The organism is Nitrospira japonica (assembly GCF_900169565.1).
Lineage (GTDB): Bacteria > Nitrospirota > Nitrospiria > Nitrospirales > Nitrospiraceae > Nitrospira_C > Nitrospira_C japonica_A.
In genome coordinates, this window is the sequence record NZ_LT828648.1 from 2030236 (window position 1) to 2051857 (window position 21622).

The following is a 21622-nucleotide window of genomic DNA, read 5'->3' on the forward strand; positions in this document are numbered from 1 at the left end:
CTAGAGCTCGCTTCTTTGGCATGGTAGCATCAACAGGCCATGCCGCTGTCCCGCTTCCATCCCCTCATCGCCCGCTGGTTTGCCGCGTCGGTCGGCGTGCCGACCGATGTCCAGACAGAAGCATGGCCCGCCATTCAGTCGGGACACCACGCGTTGATCGCTGCGCCGACCGGTTCCGGTAAGACGTTTGCGGCCTTTCTTTCCTGCATCGACCGGCTGTTCACGCAGGCTCTCGCCCGCGAGCTCGAAGACCGGACCGAGGTCCTCTACATATCCCCGTTGAAGGCATTGAGCAACGACGTGCAGAAGAATCTCCAGCGGCCTCTGGCGGAAATCGGCCAGGCCGCGCTGGAAGCAGGGATCCTGCTTCCGGAATTGCGCGTGCTGGTGCGGACCGGCGACACGCCGATGGCCGACCGGCAGCAAATGCTCAAGCAGCCCCCGCACATCCTGGTCACGACGCCCGAATCGCTGTTTATTCTATTGACCGCGGAAAAGAGCCGCCGGTTGTTGCACACCGTTCGAACCGTCATCGTGGATGAAATCCATGCCGTGGCGCCCAACAAGCGGGGCGCGCACCTGGCGTTGTCGTTGGAGCGGCTGGAAGCCTTGACGGCGCGATCTCCGCAGCGCATCGGGTTGTCCGCGACCCAGCGGCCGATCGAAACGGTCGCCCGGTTTCTCGTCGGAGATCGCCCCCTGCCCACCGTGATCGACGTCGGCCACCGGCGCACGATGGACATCGCCGTGGAAGTGCCGAAGGACGAATTGAGCGGCGTGGCGACGAATGCGCTGTGGTCGGACATCTATGACCGGCTGGCGACCCTTGTGCGGGAGCACCGGTCAACGCTCGTCTTCGTCAATACGAGACGACTGGCAGAACGGGTTTCGCATCACCTGGAGGAGCGGCTGCAAGATCTGGGGCCGGACGCCGTTGCGGCGCATCACGGCAGCCTGTCGCGGCAGATTCGCTTGTCGGCGGAAGAGCGGCTGAAGTCTGGCAAGACTCGCGTGGTGGTGGCGACCGCCTCCCTGGAACTGGGCATCGACGTCGGGACCGTCGATCTGGTGTGCCAAATCGGCTCCCCGCGCGCGATCGCGACGGGTCTGCAGCGCATCGGCCGTGCCGGTCACTGGATCAAGGCTGTTCCAAAGGGGCGGCTGTTCGCGACCACACGCGACGATCTTCTCGAGTGTGCTGCGGTCATCAGGGCCGTCAAGGGCGGGGCGCTGGACCGGATCGTGGTGCCGGAGGCCCCGGTCGACATCCTGGCCCAGCAGCTTGTCGCCGCGGCGGCAACCCAAACCTGGACCGAGGACGAGTTGCTGGCGCTGGTCCGCCGGGCCGATCCGTATAGCGCCTTGGAACGCCGGACGTTCGATGCGGTGGTGCGCATGCTGGCCGACGGCATCGCGACCCATCGAGGCAGGGGACAGGCCTATCTCTATCACGACCGGGTCAACCATCGGATCAAGGGAAGGCGCGGGGCGCGTCTTGCCGCCATCACGTCGGGCGGAGCGATACCCGATACGGCCAACTATGCGGTGGTCGCCGAACCGAACGGAACGGTCGTCGGCTCGGTCGACGAGGATTTCGCGGTCGAAAGTCTGGCGGGCGACATCATGTTGCTCGGCAACACGTCCTGGCGGATCAAGGGTGTGGAGATGGGCAAGGTCCGCGTGGAGGACGCGCAGGGCGCGCCGCCGAATATTCCATTCTGGAGGGGGGAAGCACCCTCCAGAACGGCGGAGCTGTCGGCGGAGGTGGCGTCGGTTCGATTTGAGATCGATCGGCTCAATCGTTCGGATGGACCGCACGGAGGTTCCCGGTCTGTTCTGCAATGGCTGAACCGGGAGTGCGGCCTCGATCAACGGGGGGCCCAGCAGGCAGTCGACTACGTCGCGGCCGGGCGGGCGAGTCTCGGCTTGGTTCCGACTCAGGATACGATTATTGCCGAGCGGTTCTTCGACGAGAGCGGCGGCATGCAGTTGGTTCTCCATGCGCCGTTCGGGGGACGTATCAACCGCGCCTGGGGGCTCGCGCTCCGCAAACGGTTCTGCGTCACGTTCGACTTCGAATTGCAGGCGGCGGCCACCGACAACGGTCTCGTGATTTCACTCGGTGAAAAACACAGTTTTCCGTTGGGGTCGGTATTCGGATTCCTCCATTCCAACACGGTCCGGGATGTGCTCATCCAGGCGGTTTTGGCTGCGCCCATGTTCGCCACGCGCTGGAGGTGGAACGTGTCCCGCTCTCTGGCGCTGCTGCGGTTCATGAAGGGCAAAAAGGTGCCGCCCCAGATCCAACGGATGAAGGCCGAGGACCTCCTGGGCGCGGTGTTTCCCGACGCTCTCGCCTGTCAAGACAACATGGTCGGAGAACGAACGAGGCAGATTCCCGATCATCCGATGGTGCAGGAGACGTTGCGGGACTGCCTGAGCGAAGCCATGGATCTCGACGGACTGATTGAAGTGTTGCGCCGGATCGAAGCCGGCCGGATCGTCTGCGTGGCGGTCGAGACGCCGTCGCCCTCGCCGTTCTCTCACGAGATTCTGAATGCGAATCCCTACGCCTTTCTGGACGATGCTCCATTGGAAGAACGGAGAGCCAGGGCCGTGGAATTACGCCGAACCCTTCCGGTCGATCTGGCCTCGGACGTCGGGGCGCTCGACCAATCTGCGATCGAAGAGGTGGCGCGGGAAGCCTGGCCGATCGTGCGGGATGCCGACGAACTGCACGACGCGCTGCTGACGCTGGTATGGATCCCGGGACCGGAAGCTTCGCGCTGGGGTTCGTTTTTTCCGGTCCTGGCGACGGACGGCAGGGCCGTGGAGCTGTCTATGAGCGGCGACTGTCAATTGCACGAAGGGATCAAGACCTGCGGATGGGTTGCAACCGAGCATCGTGAGTCCGTCGAGAACATGTTCACGGCGGGAGACGATGAAAGTCTGGATGCGGTGGTACAGGGATGGATGGAGTCCATCGGTCCTACGACGACCGGTGAACTCGCGAGTCGGTTGCTGCTTCCACACGATCGGGTGGAGGCGGCGATGCTGAGGCTCGAAGCTCAGGGCCAAGTCATCCGCGGACGGTTCAGGTCTCTCCCTTCAAGTGAAGATGTGCAATTCAACGGTCAAGGATCGGGCGCCGTTCCGGGGCCCGAGTGGTGCCATCGACGTCTGCTGGCCCGTATCCATCGGCTCACGGTGGGTAGGCTCCGGAAGGAGGTGCAGCCAGTTACGGCGTCGGAGTTCATGCGGTTCCTGTTGCAATGGCAGCACGTCGCCGGAGGCGCCCGCCGTCATGGGGAAGCCGGGCTGCTGGAGACTGTCAGGCAGCTGGCTGGTTTTGAAGCGGCGGCTTCATCGTGGGAGACGCATCTGTTGCGTGTGCGCATGGCCAAGTATGAGCCGGAGCTGTTGGACCGGCTTTGCCTGAGCGGCGCAGTGAGTTGGGGGAGGCTGTCTCTCCATCCTCGCCTTGCGCCGAAGGTCGGCGCGACAGCGGAGCAAGAGCCTGTCCGACGGATCGTACCGACCAAACTGGCCACGATCGGTGTGTTCCCGCGGGACGATGCCGAATGGCTGTTGGAGGTTCCGGAGGAAGGACCCGCAAGACCGGATGCCTTGACGGGACTGAGCGCCGTGGCTCAAGACCTCCGCAGGCTGCTTGGCGATCGAGGCGCCTGCTTCTTTGCCGATCTCGTCCGCATGAGCCGTCATCTGCCGGCGGAAGTCGAGGAGGGGCTCTGGGAGCTCGCGGCGGCTGGAGTCGTCACGGCCGACGGATTCTACAATTTGCGCGCATTGATGGATCCGCGCCGGCGCCGCGCGGAAGGGCGCGAGCGAAGCCGCAGACCCAGGCATGCGCCCGGGCGTTGGTCGCTCTTGCGTCATGCGCCGATGCCACCTCCGGATCCATCACCGTCTTCCGACCGTCAGAAGGGCAGAAACGAGGCGACCGCGCGGCAGCTCCTTCGCCGGTACGGCATCGTGTTTCGGGATCTCCTGATGCGGGAGTCCCTGGTCACCGCCTGGCGGGATCTTCTCGTGGTGTACCGGCGCATGGAACTGAAGGGTGAAGTTCGTGGCGGGCGGTTTGTCGAAGGCTTTACCGGTGAGCAGTTCGCATTACCGGAGGCCGTGGAGGCACTGCGGGCCGGGAGAACAGCCGGAAGCCAGACGGCTTCGGCCGAGATTCGACTCTCGGCCTGCGATCCCCTCAACCTTGCGGGCGTGATTTTGCCCGGACCACGGGTACCGGCCGTTCCCACGAATTTTCTCATTCTCAGAGAGGGGACGGTCGTCCGGACGATCCTCGGGCGCGAGCGGGTCGTAGAATGGGGCCCTGACCTCAAGGAAGCAGGTCATAGGGCGTAAGGCAGGTGAAGACAGCGTGTCCGGAGGATCGATCCGCGAAGGTCTTCATGCGGGAATGGCGAGGAGGGGGGATCGCGCGGCCCGTAAGACGCGCTCGGTAGTGCTGCCTCTCAGCATGTCGATCACGCTATGGTGTCCTGCCGTCGTCATCACGATCAAGTCCACGTCGAAATCCTGCCCGGCAGCCACGATCCAATCCACGGCATGACCCTTGGCAATCAGCCGTTCCCATCTCCAGCCCGGTTGAGCCGGCTTGTTGATTTTAGGAAAGGTCGTTTCGTCTCCCAGGTAGACCAGCTCGAACAGGACCTTTTCCGCGCCGAGCGCTCCGGCCAATTCGACCGCCGCGTCGATCGCCGGTTGAGGATCGGGATGGCGGGCGACGGGAACGAGAATCCGCTCCAGCTTGACGGCACCGGTCTGGGCCGAGACAAACCCTTCTATTCCAGCCGGAACGAACAAGGTCTTGACGTGAGCGCCGCGCGCGACCGGTTCGGCCACTGCCTCATGGGTCAGACGGGCCAGCCCTTCCCGCTGGTGGGTCGACATCACCAGCAGATCGGCGGGCTGGAGGGTCAGTTGTCGGAGAATGGCCGCAGCCGCATGGTCGGCCAAGGCCCGCACCTTGCTGATATGCATGCCCAGTCTGGTGACATCCTCTTTGGCGCTTCCCTCCGGCAACAGGCCCCATTTCTGCAGCATCGGCCGGACGCGGGGAAAATCGTCGAAGTCCTCGGGGCCGACATGCATGATCGTCAGATTGGCCTGCGCCAGACAGGTCAGTTTCAATGCGTGGGCAAACGCAGCCTGCTCCCTGGCGGCGCGATCCGTCGGATGGAAGATTTGGCGAAAAGAGAGGCCCGATTGGGGTGATTCGTTCGACATCATGCGACTATAGCATGAGGATTTTCGATGCCGGAAAGCTTTCTGAGAAATCAACGCGCCGTCCGAAGGCGGGCCCGGAGGCCGACGGCCTCCGGGCCCCGGTGGTCAGTCGTTCCACAACCACCGATACCAGGCGTCTTTGTCGGGTATGGCGGCGGCGGTGAGGTTCATGGCTTTCCGGATCTCGGCGATGTTCCAGCCGGTCAGCGTCGCGAGCGTCTCGGCCTGCCGTTCGTGTCGTTCGGGCAGTTGCCGCCGGTAGGCGATTGCGGCCTGACAGTCGTCCGTCCCGGTCCAGGGATGCCTGAGAATGTACCGGGCCTGGAAATTCGACCGGTCCGACGTTTCCTGAAAGAGCAGGTCCTCAGGAAAGTGAGCGGCGTCATAGCGGACGTGCAAGCGTGTCAGAAAGACGCTGCGCGCTTGAGGTGCTTTGGATGCCTGCCCGGAGGATTCCTGCCAGAAGACGCCGAGGCTTCGCAGTTCCTCTTCCGAGAGGGGATCGGCGGCACAGGGATCACACCAGGTCATGTCCCAGGCATATTCTACAAAGACGCCTCGCTCGTCCTCGCGTTTGACCTGTTGCGTAAACAGATCGCGATAAAAATCGCCGAACCGATCCCTGACGTACAACGGAAGTTCCTGAGCCGCGGGCAAGCGCACCGTCCGATAGTTCGTCGTTTCCACGCGGCCCTGTTTCGTCAAAAAATAGACGAACAGTTCCTGGGAACTCTCGGCGTTCACCGTTCCGAGGCGGATCGGCAGCATGAACTTCGGGGACGCGAACGCGATCTGCAGCGGCCGCAGATGCGTCAAGCCCAGTTTGGCCTGCTCGCCCAGATTGACTTTGGCGACGAAGAATTTCATATCCTGCTTCAGATAACTGTGCAGGACGGCCGAAGCACCTGTGGGAATGCGATAGCCGTTCTCCGTGAGCCAGGTCTCAAGGCCTGCACTCTCCTTGGCCGATAGAAGCAGGATGTCGTATTCGCCGACCTGATACTGAGCCTCGACCGTCACGCCCAGCGCCCGCTCACGCTCGCGGTTCGGTGCCGCAGCAGGGGCCTGGCTTTTCATGGCGTCCATTCTGCGCTCCAGGAGTTCGTATCGTACGCAGGGGTTCTCGTCGAAGTATTCGACCAGTCTCGGCGCCGAATAGTCGGCCAGGTGTTTCAGGACTGCGGGCTGACCGATGTGGATCTGGTCCTTCTGCAGCACGGCCGGCATGGGGACGACCAGCGCGAACTCCTTGACGTCGCCTTTGAAATCGTTCGCCATCGTGAGGACGGTCTTGTCGGCATGACGGGCAACGACTACTTCTGAGGCCTTGTTGAAGAGCTTGGTGTCGGCCTTGCCGACATAGAAGCCGCAGAAGGCGGAAGCGGTGCCGTTCGATGCGAGTAAGCCGGTGATGAGTGCGAGCGCGAGCATGAGAGGCCGGGCCATACAAATCTCCTTTGGTGAAGGTGAAAGGAATACGGTGTTCGGAGAGGCGAGGGTTCCGGTCGATGGTGTGGACCAGTCATACCGCGAGCCTGGACACAGCCGATCAATGAGAGGCACGAGCGGGGAGCAGGCAAGCAGTCCCCAGAGTATCCCGTGCGGCCGATGGAGGGCATACTGCGTGGCAAAGGCGCAGAGGGCGACCAGCGCCGTGAAGAGTAGCCTTCCGGCACGGGAATCCGGCGTCGTTTTCGGGTCGGTGATCATGAAGAAGGAAAAGATCAACAACGTGCCGCTTTCGATCTGATGCAGCGGAATCGTCAGCGGATCGCCGAGCCAGAGCGCGCGAAGGATCAGAAGTCCGACGTAGAACCCCAGAAACGACAGCGTCACGTCCGCGCGGGCGGCCCGCGTCACCACGAAGCTGCCAAAGCCGACGACCAACAGCCCGAACCAGGCGACCTGGCCCCATTGGCCGGGAGAGATCCAGCCGAGTCCCGTAATCATCATGACGGTCAGACCGAGATTGGTCGGGTTGAACAGGTGTTTGCCGTTCAGCCGGATGAGAAACTTGCTGCCGATGGCGAGGGCAGAAGCCAGCGCGGCGGTCAGAGGGTCGTTCGCGCGGAGAAAGATGCAAAGGCCCACGGCCGATACGATCGCACTCAGCGGATCGTATGACGGCAGCCGATGCCATCGCGTACCGGCATATTGGGCCAGCAAGGCGGCTCCGAACGTGGCGGCGATCTGGCTCACCGGGACGTCGAAACGCAGCCACAGCAGGCCGTACGACAGCAGCGTCCCCAGGCTGATGATCTGATACAGGCGGGGATCGAGCGGTGAAAACCTGGACAGGACGTCGTGAACGCTCATCCGGCACCTCGTCAATAGTGGTCCTATCCACGGTATGGCGCGTGAGGCGTCATCCTTTCACCCGTCCGAGTCGTGCAATCTCATGAGGTTGCCAATGAACCGCTCAATGGGAGCCAGCCGGGGGAGCAGCCGGGAGGCGGGTCGATGCAGCTCGTGAAGGACACGATGATGTCCCTGAAGACGTCAGCATGGCTATCTTGAGGTGCTGTCCGGCGTTGACAACGAATTTGGCCTCGCGCAAGATCGCCTCGCGTGGCCGGGGGACAGTGCCGGCAGGATCTGCCCGCGCGCCGGTCACATCACCTCACGACAGGAGTGATTGACATGGAAGCGCCCAGACCGCCGCTACCCCCGTTCGATGAACACACTGCCGCCCAGAAGGTCCGTGCGGCGGAGGACGCTTGGAACACGCGCGATCCCCACCGCGTGTCCCTGGCCTATACTCCGGACAGCGTGTGGCGCAATCGCGCGGAGTTTTTCAGCGGGCGCGAGGCGATCGTGGAGTTTCTGACCAGAAAGTGGAATAAGGAGCTGGACTATCGGCTCATCAAGGAGCTCTGGGCGTTCCGCGACAACCGGATCGCGGTTCGATTCGCCTATGAATGGCATGATGATACCGGCCAGTGGTACCGGTCCTACGGAAACGAAAATTGGGAATTCGACGAGCAGGGGTTCATGCGCCGGCGGATCGCGAGCATCAACGATCTGCCCATCGGCGAGAAGGACCGAAAATACCACTGGACTCCGGGGCGGCGTCCGGACGGGCATCCAAGTCTGTCCGATCTCGGCCTGTGACTCCGGTCGTCCCGGTGCGCCGTCGTTCGGCGTAACGCTGATCGGGCACGTGTGATGGCGCGTTCATTCATCTATCGAGGAGGGCGAGCAGCATGAGCGAAGAGAAGAAACTGACGACGAATGCGGGGTGCCCCGTGGCTCACAATCAACACGTCATGACCGCGGGGCCCAGAGGGCCTCAGCTGTTGCAGGACGTGTGGTTTCTGGAGAAACTGGCGCATTTCGACCGTGAAGTGATTCCCGAACGGCGCATGCATGCCAAGGGATCCGGCGCCTACGGCACGTTCACCGTCACCCACGACATCACCAAGTACACGCGGGCGAGCCTCTTCGGAAAGGTCGGCAAGAAAACCGAGTTGTTCGCCCGCTTCACGACCGTCGCCGGTGAACGCGGGGCCGCGGACGCGGAACGGGACATCCGCGGCTTCGCCGTCAAGTTCTACACCGACGAGGGCAACTGGGACTTGGTCGGCAACAACACCCCGGTGTTTTTCCTGCGGGACCCGCTCAAGTTTCCGGACCTGAACCATGCGGTCAAGCGTGACCCCCGCACCAACATGCGGAGCGCGAAGAACAATTGGGACTTCTGGACCTCCCTGCCCGAGGCGCTGCATCAGGTCACCATCGTCATGAGTGAGCGCGGGATTCCCGCGAGTTACCGGCACATGCACGGCTTCGGCTCGCACACCTTCAGCCTCATCAGCGCGGATCGCAGGCGATACTGGGTGAAATTCCATTTCAAGTGCCAGCAGGGAATCAAGAATCTCACCGATGCCGAGGCCGAAGCGATCGTCGGCAAGGACCGGGAAAGTCACCAGCGCGATCTCTATGAAAGCATCGAAAAGGGCGACTTTCCGAAATGGACCCTCAAGGTGCAGGTCATGCCGGAGGCCGACGCCTCGAAGGTCCCGTACCATCCGTTCGATCTGACCAAAGTCTGGCCGCACAAGGACTATCCGTTGATCGACGTGGGCGTCATGGAATTGAACCGGAACCCCGAGAACTTTTTTGCCGAGGTGGAGCAGTCGGCTTTCAATCCGGCCAGCATCGTGCCTGGCATCGGATTCTCCCCGGACAAGATGCTGCAGGGACGGTTGTTCTCCTACGGGGACGCGCAGCGCTACCGGCTTGGGGTGAACCATCATCTCATTCCGGTCAATGCGCCGCGCTGCCCCGCGCACAGCTATCATCGAGATGGGGCCATGCGCGTCGACGGCAACTTCGGCGGCACGCCGGGATATGAGCCGAACAGCGAGGGCCAGTGGCGCGAGCAGCCGGACTATGCGGAGCCGCCGCTCAGCCTCGAAGGCGCGGCAGACCATTGGAATCATCGGGACGACGCGGACTATTACTCGCAGCCGGGCGCGCTGTTCCGCTTGATGACGCAGGAGCAGCGGCAGACGCTTTTCGGCAATACCGCCCGCTCCGTCGGCGGCGCGCCGCGTGAGATTCAGATCCGGCATATCAAGAATTGTCTGAAGGCCGATCGCGCCTATGGAAAAGGCGTGGCCGACGCGTTGGGCATCTCATTGGCCGACGTGTCGGGCTAGACGTCGTAGGGCCGGCCAGGGGATTTCCTAGGCCTCTAGCCGGCCTGCCAGACCTATACTGCGCTCGTCTGCACCTCCCCCTTCGGGCTGAATTGTTGCCGGAGGACGATCCCATGAGCCAGACCAGCGCGACCGAAGACCGCTTCATTTCCCAATTGATCCACGATAAACCCCTGCTTCATCTCGTCAGTCAACGGGATGCGGAGGAATATGGATTTCTCGGCCTCAGGGCCGGTCCAGTGAATTGGGCCGTTGATGCCGACGTGCTCCGCTATCTGTCAAAGATCGTAAAGCCGCATCATCGAAGTCTCGAAACAGGGTGCGGGCATACGACCGTCGCATTTGCCGCGCTCGGAGCCCGCCATATCTGCGTGAATCCAAAACCGGACGAGTGCCGTCGTATTCAGGAATATCTGACATCCATTGGGGCTCCGACGGACCGGCTCAATTTCGTCGTGGATTCGTCGGATACCGGGTTGGCGTCCTTGGATCCTGACTTGAAAGTGGACGTGGGATTCATCGACGGCTGCCACGGCTTTCCCTTCCCGGCGTTGGACTGGCATTACATCGATCAACATCTCGAGATTGGGGGGATCCTGGGGGTGGACGATACGAATATTTCGTCGGTCAAGGTGCTGACTCGCTTCCTCGAAACCAACGGCACCTATGCTTCGGAAGACGTGGTCGGCAAGACCAACACTGATGCGTCATTATCAACCTCAGAGAATTATCGAGATCGGCTCAGGGTTTTCCTCGGCCGTGATGTTGGATACCAATGAGATTTGGGGCGGGAACCGGCTGGCGTTGACTTTGTGGATCCTTATCCTGAACGCCTTTTATCCTTGATGAACGAAGACGACAAGAGCCGGCACGAAATCATCATGAACTCGATTCAGAATGTGTCGCTCGAGCGGTTTGATGCACTCCAGGCTCACGATATGCTCTTTATCGATTCTTCCCACGTCGCAAAGGTCGGCAGTGACGTCGCCCATCTTCTTACAAACGTCCTGCCGAGGCTCCATAAAGGAGTTCTCGTGCATTTTCACGACATATTCTGGCCCTTTGAGTATCCCGAACAATGGATCCGAGAAGGGCGAGCATGGAACGAATGCTACGTGCTCCGAGCCTTTCTCCAATTTAATAGAATGTTCAGAATACGGTTCTTCAATTCATATTTGGCGATTCACCACAGGGCGCGCCTCGAACAAATACTTCCGCTTGCCATGAAAAATACGGGCGGGAGCCTCTGGATCGAAAAAACCTCATAGCGGAATCAGCAAAGAAACTCTGGTTAGCGTCCGCGAAGAACGCTGACCGACACGCGGGCACTCTCGGCCGAGTTCTGATTGACAACGTAGGTGGCGTGCTCCCGTGAGTCGCTCGTTCCTTCTGAAGTGATGGATTCCTGCGTTTGATTCGGAGCTGCTGCTTCCAACAGAGATGCCTCTTGTGCTCTGAGCGGTCCCAAGGGCGCTCGTGATACCAGAGCCGTCAGTCCAGCGGTTCGTGCCTCCGCCGACAACGGAATGAAGTGTCGGTGTCCCTCCATAATTGTGAAGGACATCTGACCAGTCAGCGTTTCGGGAAACAGCAGTTCGGGGTCGGAGGAAGGCTCGATCCTCCAAATCTGCACATAGGCATCTTGGTTGGTCTCCACGGTAAGGCTCACAAGTCCCGAGCTGTGTGAGGCCGTCGCGGCATCCACTTCGCGCTGCGACCCGTTTGTCTCCTGTAGAACGAAGCTGTAGCGCAGCCCCAGCGGCTTTGGAAGCGCAGACGCTCCGGCTGTCTTGTCCCTTGTGGTGAGGGGATCGATATTCCGTTCCGGGCGGGCCGCTTGCGGCGTGAACGCTCCGGAGGTTCGCGCGTCTCGTTCTTGGTTTGAGGTGGTCGACAACTGGTCGGAACGACGTGACCTGCCGGCATAAAACAGCGCGCGGGCGCTTGCCGACGGCACCGAGCTCATGGCGCCTGGCGCCGTAGCAGGCACGGCCGGAACCTGAGCAGGCGCAGGCGGTTCAACATCCCGTTTCTCGCGGGAAGATGGAACGGCGTTCTTTTTCTGTCGCTCGGCCTGGTGCTGTTCTCCCGACGGCATGGCCGGTGCCTGGGAATGCCGTCGCGGCGGAGAGGGCGTTGCCGGTGCATCGGATGATTCGGCTTGCTTCGGTGGAGCGGCCGGTGTCGGTTGAATCATCGGGGAGGGCGGTGTGGCCATGGAAGGCGCGTCTTCCGTCACGGGCTGACGGCTCGCCGTCATGACGCTGTCCTGAGAGATTCTGATTCCGAGCACGAGGGCCAATACCGCAGCGCTCAGACCGCCGGCGATGCCGAGGGTTGCCGGTCTGACGGCCCAGTCGAACCAGGACAGGGTCGCGCCGGAAGCTGACGGCTTCGGCTGCCGGAGCGACTGGAGCACTCTGCGACGAACTTCCGGATCGGCCAGTAATTCTTTCAGCGCTTGTTCGTCCGCCAAAACATTGAAGAGCTGCTGGTCTGCGAGGGCCGCGGTAAAGAGTCGCGTCCGCTCCTCCTCCGTAAGGGTATCCGTCGCGAAGGCGCCCAGCAGCTTTTCCAGATCGGCATTCATGACGCAATACACTCAACATTCAAAACGAAGAACTCCACCTTCATCATTCATTCCCAATTTCCACCCATCAGTTGCAGCAGCTGCTTTCTGCACCGCAGATCCCAGGTATAGATGGTATTGATCGAGCGCTGACCCATCAGACGTTGGATATCCGGAAAAGATGCGCCCTCCAGTTTCAACCTGAACAGCTCGCGGCAGCGTTCGCCGAGCCGGTCGATGGCCCCCAGCAGCCGATCGACCCTTCGCCTGCGGTCCAAGAGGACGGCCGGATCATCGCCGGGATCCGCCAAGGGAAGATCGTCGATGGATGTTTGATTATACTCGCCGCGACGAAGCGCCTTGCGATGGAAATCCAACATCTTGAAGCGCAGGATCTGGAAGGCCAGGGGAACGAGCTCAGTCAGCTCGGTCACCCGGGCATACTTGTCGTGCAACACGACCAGAACGTCCTGGGCCAGATCTTCGGCGAGATCCTTCGAGGCACGCAATGTCGCGAAGGCCAGAATCCTTTCGCGGAGCGCCTCGAGCGCCTGATCACGATCCATGGTCGAGCGAGCGGTTCACGTCATGCACGTGGGAACCGGCAAGTGCCGGCGGACGACGACATGTCATCATTCCACCGTCCATCAGGCGGATGGCGTGGTCGGCTGCGATTCGGCCAAAAGATCGCCGAACGATCGTGACGAGACGCTCAGTGCACGGCAGACCGTGTATTGCCGGTCGAACCGATTTTTCGTTCTCACGATGTCCAGAAGCCTCCCGAGTGAAACCCGTCCCCAGGCCGGCAGATGGAAGACCGACAACGGATAGTCGGTGCCGAACAACAGATGGCTGTGAAGTTCCGGGTGCCGGCGCAGATGCAGGAGCATGCGGAACCGGTTCGGCAGCGTGAGTGCCGATGTATCGGCATAGAATTGGGGATATCGTTTCGCGAAATCCTGAAGCACCGGCAAGAACTTTTCATACAGCATGAGGCCGTAGCTGCAGGCGTGGGCGGCGATGACCGTGGCGCCCTGATCCAACGCCAGTCTGAGGCGATCCGGATCTCCGAGCGATTGGTCCTTCCCGATCAGGCTGAATTCGTAACCCACGTGGCTGAGCAACGGAAGTTTCCGTTCCGCCAGCGCGCGATAGAACGGGATGTGGGCGGGGTCTGCCGGATCGAATTGCTGGGCGTTCGGCAGAACCTTGACGAGCACGGCGCCCGCGTCGGCGCAGCGATGGATTTCATCCACTGCGTCGCGCCGCTGCGGATTGATCGAGACGCCGGCCAGGAATTCCCGCGGATGGCGGCGGGCGGTGGACAGGACATAGTCGTTGCCGATCAGAAAATCGGTTCGCGGCAGATCCAGTCGCCCGCTCCCGTCGTAGACGCCGTCCATGCCAAGCAGGACCGCCCGGGCGACGTGACGCGAGGCGGTGAGCTCCGACAAAAGATCGTCCAGATACTTCCGGTTCGCCTCGCGCGGATCGTCCTTGGGAAGGGAGTGTTTCCACAGCAGAAACCGGAACAGCGGGCTCTTGAGCATGCCGGTGGAAATGTAGCAGCCGTTGTCGCCCTCCGGCAGCGCCGCCAAATGCACATGGCAATCGATAAGGGATTTGCCGGAAGGTTCCATGTCACCCTCCTCCGAGCCGCTCCATGGCCATGCGTTTGAGGCTGCGCAGGTCCATTTTCCCGGTTCCCAACACCGGCAGCGCGTCGACTTTGAGGCAGTTGCCGCGGGCCGGAATGAAGAGATTGGGCAACCCCTCGGCGGCCAGTTTGGCCAGAATCGACGGGATGTTTTCCTCGTCCACCGTATGCAGCACGACCAGTTGCTCGCCTTTTCGGCTGTCCGGGATGCCCGTGACGGCGAAACTCTGCGTATCCAGTCCTGCAGCCTGATGGAGCGCTTCCTCGACCTTGCCGTGAGGCACCATCTCGCCGCCGATTTTCGAGAAGCGGGACAGGCGGTCGGTGATGGTCAGGAATCCGTCGTCATCGAGCAGCGCGAGGTCGCCGGTAATGTACCAGCCGTCCCGCATGGATTGGGCGGTGAGATCATCCCGGCCCAGGTAGCCTTTCATCACGTTGGGTCCCTTCACGAGCAGCATGCCGGCCGTGCCGTCCGGCGACGGCGCGAAGGTGTCAGGATCGACGATCCGCACGGAGACGCCGGGCAGCGGTTGCCCCACAGTCCCGCGGCGGGATCCGGGTTGATAGTATCCGGCCGCCCGGTAGTCCGGGCAATTGACGGCGATGACGGGCGAGCATTCCGTGACGCCGTACCCTTCGATCGGGCCGATGCCGAACTTGTCCTCCACCGCCTGAGTCAGCCGCGCCGGCAGCTTCTCCGCTCCGGTCAGGATGACGCGCAGGGAGCTGAACTGCTCCGGCGTGCACCGTTTCATATAGAGCTGCAGGAAGGTCGGGGTGGTCACCAGGAACGTGATCCGATATCGGCGGATCAATTCGCCGATCGCGGCGGCATCCAGCGGGGAAGGGTGAAAGACCAGGCCGGCGTTATTGAACATGACGAGCCAGAAGACCAGATAGCCGAACGAATGGAAGAAGGGCAGGATGCCGAGCACCCGCTCCTGTTCGAACAGATGAAGCACTTGGCTGGCGGCCTGGGCATTGGCGTCCACCGAGAAATGGGACAGCATGACGCCCTTCGGTTCACCCGTGCTGCCGCTGCTGAAAATGATCGTGGTCAGATCGTCCATCGACAACGGCGCTCCGGCACCACAAGCCCGTTCGATCAGGCGGGCCGGCGCCAGGGCCAGGATCGTGGCGACCGCTTTCTGCGCAGTCCTGATGCTCCCGCGCAGGTCCTCCAGCCAGATGACGTCCGGGCCGTCCGGCAGGGCGAGCTTCGCTTTCTCGACGAAGAGCTTGCTGCTGACGATGGTGCGGATGCCGGCCATCCGTACGGCTGCCTCCAGCCCGGTCTTGCCGACCGTATAGTTCAGATTGACGGTGGTCTTGCCGCACAGCGGCGCCGCGACGTTCACCAGTGCCGCCGCCACGGTCGGCGGCAGCAGCACGCCGACCCGCTCCTGCCCCTGCCATTCACGGCTGAGGCGTCTGGCCAGCACGATCGAACCGATCAGCGCCTGGAAGTAGGACACGTGCGGTCGTTGTTGGTCGGCCATCGCGAAGCGGAATGGATGGCGCCGCGCGGCCTTGATGAACTGCCGGTGGAGCGGGAGGCGGTCGCGCTTGCGCAGGTACCAGGCCTCTTCACCCAGGGCGCGAATGGCCTGGCGGATGCCGCGGATGTCGGTCTCCGGCGGCATCGGCCTGCCGAAAGAGACGGTGACGGGGTAAGGCAGTTGCTCCGGCCGCTTCCACAGAACCCGGCCATTGTTGAAACTGAAAATACTTCCCCAGACTCGGTCCAGATGCACCGGAATGATGGGAGCCGTGCGACCCTTCATGATGCGCTCGAATCCGCGGCGGAACGGCAGCAGCGTGCCCGTTCGCGTGATCTGTCCTTCTGGAAACACGCAGACCAACTCCCCCCGCTCGATCGCCGTGCCGGCCTCGCGCAGCGCGCGCAGGACCACCCGCAATCCACCCTCCGACGAGATGGGGATCACGCCGAGGCGTTTCATGAAGGGCTTGAGGAGCGCCTGGTCCGCGTACCGCTGGTCCACCAGGAAACGGACGGGGCGATCGAGACTGGCGATCAGCAGAAAGCCGTCGACGAACGAGACGTGGTTGGGAACCAGCAATGCGCCGCCCGAGACCGGGATCTGCTCATGCCCGCGGATCCGGAGCCGATAGAGGGTATTGGTCGCGATCACGAGGATGACGCGCAGCAGCGCCTCGGGTAACAGGTACAGCGCCCATCCGGTTCCGACGACGGTCAGCGCCGCCGTGGCCAGGAAGATCCCGGTTGTGGATACGCCGCCGGCGGCGAGCGCGCCGGCGCCGAGGGATCCCAGAAGGATGCCGGTGAATACACAAGTGTTTTCGAACGCGATGACCGATCCACGACGGTCCGCCGGAGCCCGCCACTGAATCAGGGCGTTCAGCGGCACGAAGATCAGCGCGCTGGACGTCCCCAACACCACCATCATGGCCAGTGTGACTCCGAGACCCGGTGCGAACAGGCCGACGGCGCTGAGCATGACCGCCACGCCGAGCGCGCCCAGCGGGATCAGTCCGTACTCCACGCGGCCCTGCGAGAGACGGCCCGCCAACCGCGCTCCGATGCCGATGCCGATCGACAGCATCATGAGGGGCAATCCGGACTGCCAATCGGAGACCCCCAGTACCGCTTTGGCATAGACGAGAATGTCCTGGGCGAACAGGCTGGCGATGGTCCAGAAGAACACGGCCCCCGTGACCGCCAGGCGCAGCATGCGGTCCTTGGAAAGCGCCGACCAGGCGCCGCCCAGCGTATCGGCGAGACCTCCGTGTGCGCGTGCCGGAGGGACACGGGGAATTGCCCAGGCCGCGGTGAAGCCGACGATCGACAGCCCGAACAAAGCCAGAGGTGCGAGCCATAGCGCATCCCCCGTGAGGGACATCAAGATGCCGGGGGCTGCGGTGCCGGTGAGGATCGCGAGGAACGTCCACATCTCCAGTCGCCCGTTCCCGGCCGCCAGCCGCTCGTGCGGCACCAACTCGGCGAGGATGCCGTACTTGGCCGGACTGAATAGTGCGCTGTGCACCCCCATACCTCCGAGCACAACCAGCGGCAGTATGCCACCGGCCGGATTGAGCCAGAGGGCCAGCGTGGCGGTCGCCATCAAGAGCATTTCCACACTCTTCATGACGATGATGACGGTACGCTTGCTGACCCGGTCTGCAAGAAGTCCGGCGACGAGGGAGACCAGGGCAAGGGGGAGCGTAAAGACGACGAATGCGAGCGTCGTTTGCGCCTGGGAAGCCGCTTCGAGTTCCGGGCCGGGCTCAAGAACCGCCGACAGTTGGCGAATGCTCAGCAGCGCGACCATCAACTTCCAGGCGTTGTCGTTGAATGCCCCGCAGAACTGGGCGATCAGGAGTCCGCGGAGGGAGTGGCGAGAGGGATCGGTCATGAGGTTTGAAGTTTCGGTCTGCCTACTATGGAGGAAGACGCGGCAAAGATCAAAGCCGGCGATCGGGTTCTTCCTGATGCACCGGCAATCCTTCCATCTCCATGATCTTCAGCGCGTTGGTCGTCGGGCAGGGCCCGGGGCGAAGTATGTAGTCGAACGACAGGGCGCCGCCTGTCACCGTCTCCTGAAAATGGGCGTTGATCAGAGACGCAATGTCCTTCTCCAGATCCGTCAATTCCAGATCGTGCGTGCTCACAAGCCCGAAGCCGTTTCCGGTCGAGAGGGCCGTGATATAGGCCCGGCTGCCGATCAGCCGTTCCCGGTTGTTCGTGCCCTTGAAGATTTCGTCGATGAGAAACAGGACCGGCGGCGCGGTGTCGTCCCGGATTGCGTCGAGGATGGTCTTGAGGCGTTTGACCTCGGCATAGAAAAAGGAGAGGCCTGCATCGAGGGAATCGTCCACCCGGATGCAGCAGGCGAGCCGGACCGGCGACCAGTCGAGACGCTCGGCGCAGACCGGAGCGCCTGCCTGTGCCAGACACAGGTTGATGCCGATGGTTCTCAGGAACGTGCTCTTGCCCGACATATTGGAGCCGGTAATCAGATGGATGGAGCCGAGGCCGGCCAACTCGAGATCGTTGGCGACGCGGTGTCCGGCCGGGATGAGCGGGTGAGCCAGGGAGGAGGCACGGACGGCCGTGTCGGCGGTTCGCGACGGCCAGACATAAGTCGGATGCAGGAAGGCGAAGGTCGCCAATGCCGATGCGGCTTCGACCTCCGCCAGCCGATCGAGCCAGACGGGAAGCTGCCGCGCGATGTCCTCCTGTATGCCGCGCAATTGCCTGGTGAACCACAAATCCCACGGGCAGAATGCGTTCACGGCCAGGTGAATCAACGGATGCGCTTTGACGCTGACGCCGTGAAGGGCTCTGGCGGCCCGCTTCACCGATGCCGATGGGCCGCGCCGGCCGTGCATGAGCGGCGCGCAGGCGTCGCCGAGTGCCGACCGGCGTCCGCGCGCGTGGCGTTCCAAATAGCCGAGCACCACTCCCAGACGCTCCATTTCGCCGTGCAGGCCGACGGCGTGTTCCAACAGTTCCTCTCCCTGATCCGTCATCAGATAGATCACGGCGTAGGCGCCGAACGTAAACATCCAATAACCAGGCAGCCAACCCAGCAATGCCCCGACACCCAAGAACAGGGTCATGACGGCGAGCGTCGCCTGGATGGCCAGGATCAGCGAGAGCCTGGGAAATCCGACCGGGTGGGCGAGCACGGCGGCGAGGCGGCGGCCGTTGATCTCCTGCTCGCCTGTCAGGCGCGAGGCGAGCAGGAGACGGTCTCGAAAGAGCGATCTCGGGGTCAATTCTTGAACGAGGCGCCGGCGAGCCTCCCATTGCGCCTCGGACGGCGGCTGCGTCAACAGCCATGAGGTCAGACGATCGCGTCCGTGGTCCGAAACGGTGGTGTCGATCAGATGCAGCAGGGAATGCGGGCCGGTCAAATCGAGATCATTGGCATAGGCATGTGACTCCGGACGGCTTCCCGGAGGCAATGGCACGGCGGACCAGTCCAGCCTGATCCGTGCCAAGTGGACCGACTTGAGCGTATGCCACAGGCGCAGTCTGTGAATCCGCTGCTCAAGCCTGCTATGATTGGAGGCCACCAGCACGAACAATGCGACGAACCCGCCCAAGGCCAGGTTGCCGGTCTGATACCAGGCGGTCTTATAGAGCGTGACCGTGCAGACCAGGCCGGTGAGGAAGATCGCCAGGCGCCACTTCGTGTAGGCTGAGCTGGCTCTTGCGCCCCGCGCAATCAGGCGATCAATCTGGCCCAGAAGCCGCTGCAGTTGGGCTGCGCGCGAGAATGCCGTCATAGGTGATGGGACCTTACTGGAAGCCCGACATGCCGTCAACGCCTTCCGACTGGATAGACGTACGAATCCTCTCCTGTCCCGCCGCCAGTGAATTTTTGGGACTGCTCGACGATCCGGACGTCGGCGGCGTGTGGGAAGACGGCGAGTCGCTGCATCTTTACTGGCCGACTCTTCGATGGTCTTCCGAGCGGTTGGATCGGGTGAGGCTCACGCTGCGCCGGCTGCGCGGAGAAGAGCAACTGCTTCCGGAGATTCGGATCGATTCGCTGCCCCATCAGGATTGGAACCGCCAATGGGCCGAATCGGTCAAGCCGCTTAGGATCGGCCGGCGTATCGTCATTCGGCCGAGTTGGGAAGCGGCGGAGGTCCAGGCCGATCACGTTGAAATCGTGCTCGATCCCAAACAAGCCTTCGGGACCGGTCATCATGCCACGACCAGGATGTTGCTGGAATGGCTCGAAACGCTGGCTCTGGATGGAGCGACCGTGCTCGACGTGGGGACCGGCAGCGGAATTCTGGCCATGGTCGCGCTACGGCTCGGCGCCGTGCGGGCGGTTGGGTTCGACGACGATCCTGTCGCCGTCGAATGCGCACAGGACTATGCGCGCGATAACCGGTTCGGTGAGGAGCTCACGCTGGGTTGCGGAACTCTGGCGCGGGGAGAACGGTTCGACCTCGTCCTTGCAAATCTGGACGCCGCCACCTTGACGAGCTTGACTGACGAATTGGCGGTGGCAACCGGACGCAGGTTGCTCGTCTCGGGCCTGTTGGTCGATCAACGCGGGGAGATTGCCGAGGGGTTTGCGCGCGCCGGATTGTACCAGGGCGGGGTGCGCGAGCTTGATGGTTGGACGGCCGTGGAATTTCTTCGTGCCGACGCCTGCGACGGACCGGAATCATGAACGGATCGAGCAGCCCGTCTTATCCACATGTGCATCAGATCAACGTCTCCGACGGAGGGATTCCCAAACATCCCCTGCTTGAAGCTTTCGTGGGGAAGGACGGCCTGGCGGGTGATGCGCAGCGTAATCGAAAGCTTCACGGCGGACCCGAGCGGGCGGTCTGTTTGTATTCGCTCGATCTGATCGAACGACTCCAGGATGAAGGCCATCCTATCGATCCCGGTTCTTCGGGTGAAAATCTGACGTTGGCCGGACTTGAATGGTCCGGCTTGGGACCGGGAGCCAAGCTCAGGATCGGACCGGAGGTCGAGTTGGAGATTGCCAGCTATTGTGCCCCGTGCGAACTGAACGCCCAATGGTTCCGTGACCGGGACATCAGCCGGATTCACCAGAACAACAATCCGGGATGGAGCCGTCTTTATGCCCGTGTGCTGCAAAGCGGTGTCGTCAGGCCTGGCGATGCCGTTGAGATTCTGAAGCGCTGATGGCCGATGGCGTATGGCAAGAGCAGGAAGCGGCTCCCGGGACTGCATGCTTCGCGCACGTGCTATTTGCGACCAGCCATACACTCGTGGAGTGTGAATGATGGATCGTATTCTGGAACCAGAGCTGATGGAAGACGACGAGCAAGTCGTCGCCTACGCCAATGCCGACTTTGCCGAGGAGAATCAGGGATTCGTCGATCGGTTTAAGGAGTACTTCCCAGACTTCACGGCGGGTCATATCCTCGACCTCGGATGCGGTCCCGGTGATATTCCGATCAGGCTGGCGAAGGCCTTTCCCGGGTGCCGCGTGACCGGAATCGATGCGTCGGCGCCCATGATCCGGTTTGCAGAGCGTGCCGTTCAATCAGAAGGATTGCAGGATCGGATTGCCTTCCAATGCGAACGGTTCGAACGTCTGGCCGGGGCCAATATCGTCGAGGCGGCGGTGTCCAACAGCCTGCTGCATCATCTGCCCAACCCGCTTCAATTCTGGAACAAGCTGCGGCAACTCGTGAAGCCCGGCTCCCCTGTGCTCGTCATGGATCTCCTGAGGCCGGATTCCCCGGAAGAAGCCCGAGTGATCGTCGATCGTTACGCGTCCGGCGAACCGGACGTCTTGCGCCGCGACTTCTATAATTCACTGCTCGCCGCCTTCACCGAGGATGAAATCACGTCCCAGCTGGCCCGCATGAACTTGACCCGCCTCCTGATCGACGTCGTGGATGATCGTCATTGGGTGGTCGGGGGCATCATCCATTGATCAGGAGGAGGAAAACGATATCTGTCCCACCCATCCAGCCCCGTCG

Annotated in this window: 15 protein-coding genes; 8 read left to right on the forward strand and 7 right to left on the reverse strand. The window is 62.2% G+C overall.

All coding sequences use genetic code 11. The features are described from left to right. Positions 1 to 39 precede the first annotated feature (39 nt). Complete coding sequence (locus NSJP_RS09785; RefSeq protein ID WP_080886726.1) at positions 40 to 4380, forward strand: DEAD/DEAH box helicase; 4341 nt, start codon at positions 40 to 42, stop codon at positions 4378 to 4380. Between the two features lie 45 nt (positions 4381 to 4425). Here NSJP_RS09785 and NSJP_RS09790 read toward each other — a convergent pair whose 3' ends face one another. Together NSJP_RS09790 and NSJP_RS09795 are read right to left on the reverse strand one after the other, a co-directional pair. After that, positions 4426 to 5268: a universal stress protein gene (locus tag NSJP_RS09790; protein WP_080886727.1), complete on the reverse strand. Its 843-nt coding sequence runs from the start codon at positions 5266 to 5268 to the stop codon at positions 4426 to 4428. Positions 5269 to 5370: 102 nt separating this feature from the next. Next, entirely contained in the window at positions 5371 to 7581 is a 2211-nt protein-coding gene (locus NSJP_RS09795) for a DUF2330 domain-containing protein (RefSeq protein WP_080886728.1), read from the reverse strand. A gap of 324 nt (positions 7582 to 7905) precedes the next feature. On the opposite strand from NSJP_RS09795, the gene NSJP_RS09800 reads away from it, so the two are divergent. The 4 genes from NSJP_RS09800 to NSJP_RS20120 all read left to right on the forward strand — a co-directional run bounded on the left by NSJP_RS09800 (position 7906) and on the right by NSJP_RS20120 (position 11194). After that, a complete protein-coding gene (locus tag NSJP_RS09800) occupies positions 7906 to 8376 on the forward strand; it encodes a nuclear transport factor 2 family protein (protein ID WP_080886729.1) in 471 nt (156 codons plus the stop codon). A gap of 92 nt (positions 8377 to 8468) precedes the next feature. Continuing rightward, positions 8469 to 9926 carry a catalase gene (locus tag NSJP_RS09805; RefSeq protein ID WP_080886730.1) on the forward strand — a complete coding sequence of 486 codons (1458 nt, stop codon included), beginning with the start codon at positions 8469 to 8471 and terminating at the stop codon, positions 9924 to 9926. Between the two features lie 113 nt (positions 9927 to 10039). Next, complete coding sequence (locus NSJP_RS09810; protein WP_080886731.1) at positions 10040 to 10705, forward strand: class I SAM-dependent methyltransferase; 666 nt, start codon at positions 10040 to 10042, stop codon at positions 10703 to 10705. Between the two features lie 33 nt (positions 10706 to 10738). Beyond that, positions 10739 to 11194: a class I SAM-dependent methyltransferase gene (locus NSJP_RS20120; RefSeq protein ID WP_080886732.1), complete on the forward strand. Its 456-nt coding sequence runs from the start codon at positions 10739 to 10741 to the stop codon at positions 11192 to 11194. A gap of 23 nt (positions 11195 to 11217) precedes the next feature. Here the strand turns inward: NSJP_RS20120 and NSJP_RS09820 are convergent, their stop codons facing one another. From NSJP_RS09820 to NSJP_RS09840, 5 genes are all read right to left on the reverse strand, one after another. After that, on the reverse strand, positions 11218 to 12516 hold the full coding sequence (locus NSJP_RS09820) for a hypothetical protein (protein ID WP_080886733.1): 1299 nt from the start codon (positions 12514 to 12516) through the stop codon (positions 11218 to 11220). Between the two features lie 47 nt (positions 12517 to 12563). Then, complete coding sequence (locus NSJP_RS09825; protein WP_080886734.1) at positions 12564 to 13061, reverse strand: RNA polymerase sigma factor; 498 nt, start codon at positions 13059 to 13061, stop codon at positions 12564 to 12566. An 81-nt stretch (positions 13062 to 13142) separates the two neighbouring features. Further along, positions 13143 to 14135, reverse strand: a complete 993-nt coding sequence (locus NSJP_RS09830) for an amidohydrolase family protein (protein ID WP_080886735.1) — start codon at positions 14133 to 14135, stop codon at positions 13143 to 13145. Position 14136: 1 nt separating this feature from the next. Further along, positions 14137 to 17550, reverse strand: coding sequence for an acyl-[ACP]--phospholipid O-acyltransferase (locus tag NSJP_RS09835; RefSeq protein ID WP_080886736.1), 3414 nt, complete (start codon positions 17548 to 17550; stop codon positions 14137 to 14139). 49 nt (positions 17551 to 17599) lie between these two features. Then, positions 17600 to 19429 (reverse strand): MutS family DNA mismatch repair protein, encoded by a 1830-nt coding sequence (locus tag NSJP_RS09840; protein WP_080886737.1) that lies wholly within the window; start codon positions 19427 to 19429, stop codon positions 17600 to 17602. Between the two features lie 29 nt (positions 19430 to 19458). On the opposite strand from NSJP_RS09840, the gene NSJP_RS09845 reads away from it, so the two are divergent. From NSJP_RS09845 to NSJP_RS09855, 3 genes are all read left to right on the forward strand, one after another. Beyond that, the gene (locus tag NSJP_RS09845) at positions 19459 to 20331 is read left to right on the forward strand and encodes a 50S ribosomal protein L11 methyltransferase (RefSeq protein WP_172834266.1); all 873 of its coding nucleotides are present in this window, start codon (positions 19459 to 19461) and stop codon (positions 20329 to 20331) included. Next, entirely contained in the window at positions 20328 to 20816 is a 489-nt protein-coding gene (locus tag NSJP_RS09850; protein ID WP_080886739.1) for an MOSC domain-containing protein, read from the forward strand. Before NSJP_RS09845 ends, NSJP_RS09850 begins: the two co-directional genes overlap by 4 nt. Before the next feature lie 97 nt (positions 20817 to 20913). Continuing rightward, entirely contained in the window at positions 20914 to 21576 is a 663-nt protein-coding gene (locus tag NSJP_RS09855; protein ID WP_197685395.1) for a class I SAM-dependent methyltransferase, read from the forward strand. Positions 21577 to 21622: the final 46 nt, after the last annotated feature.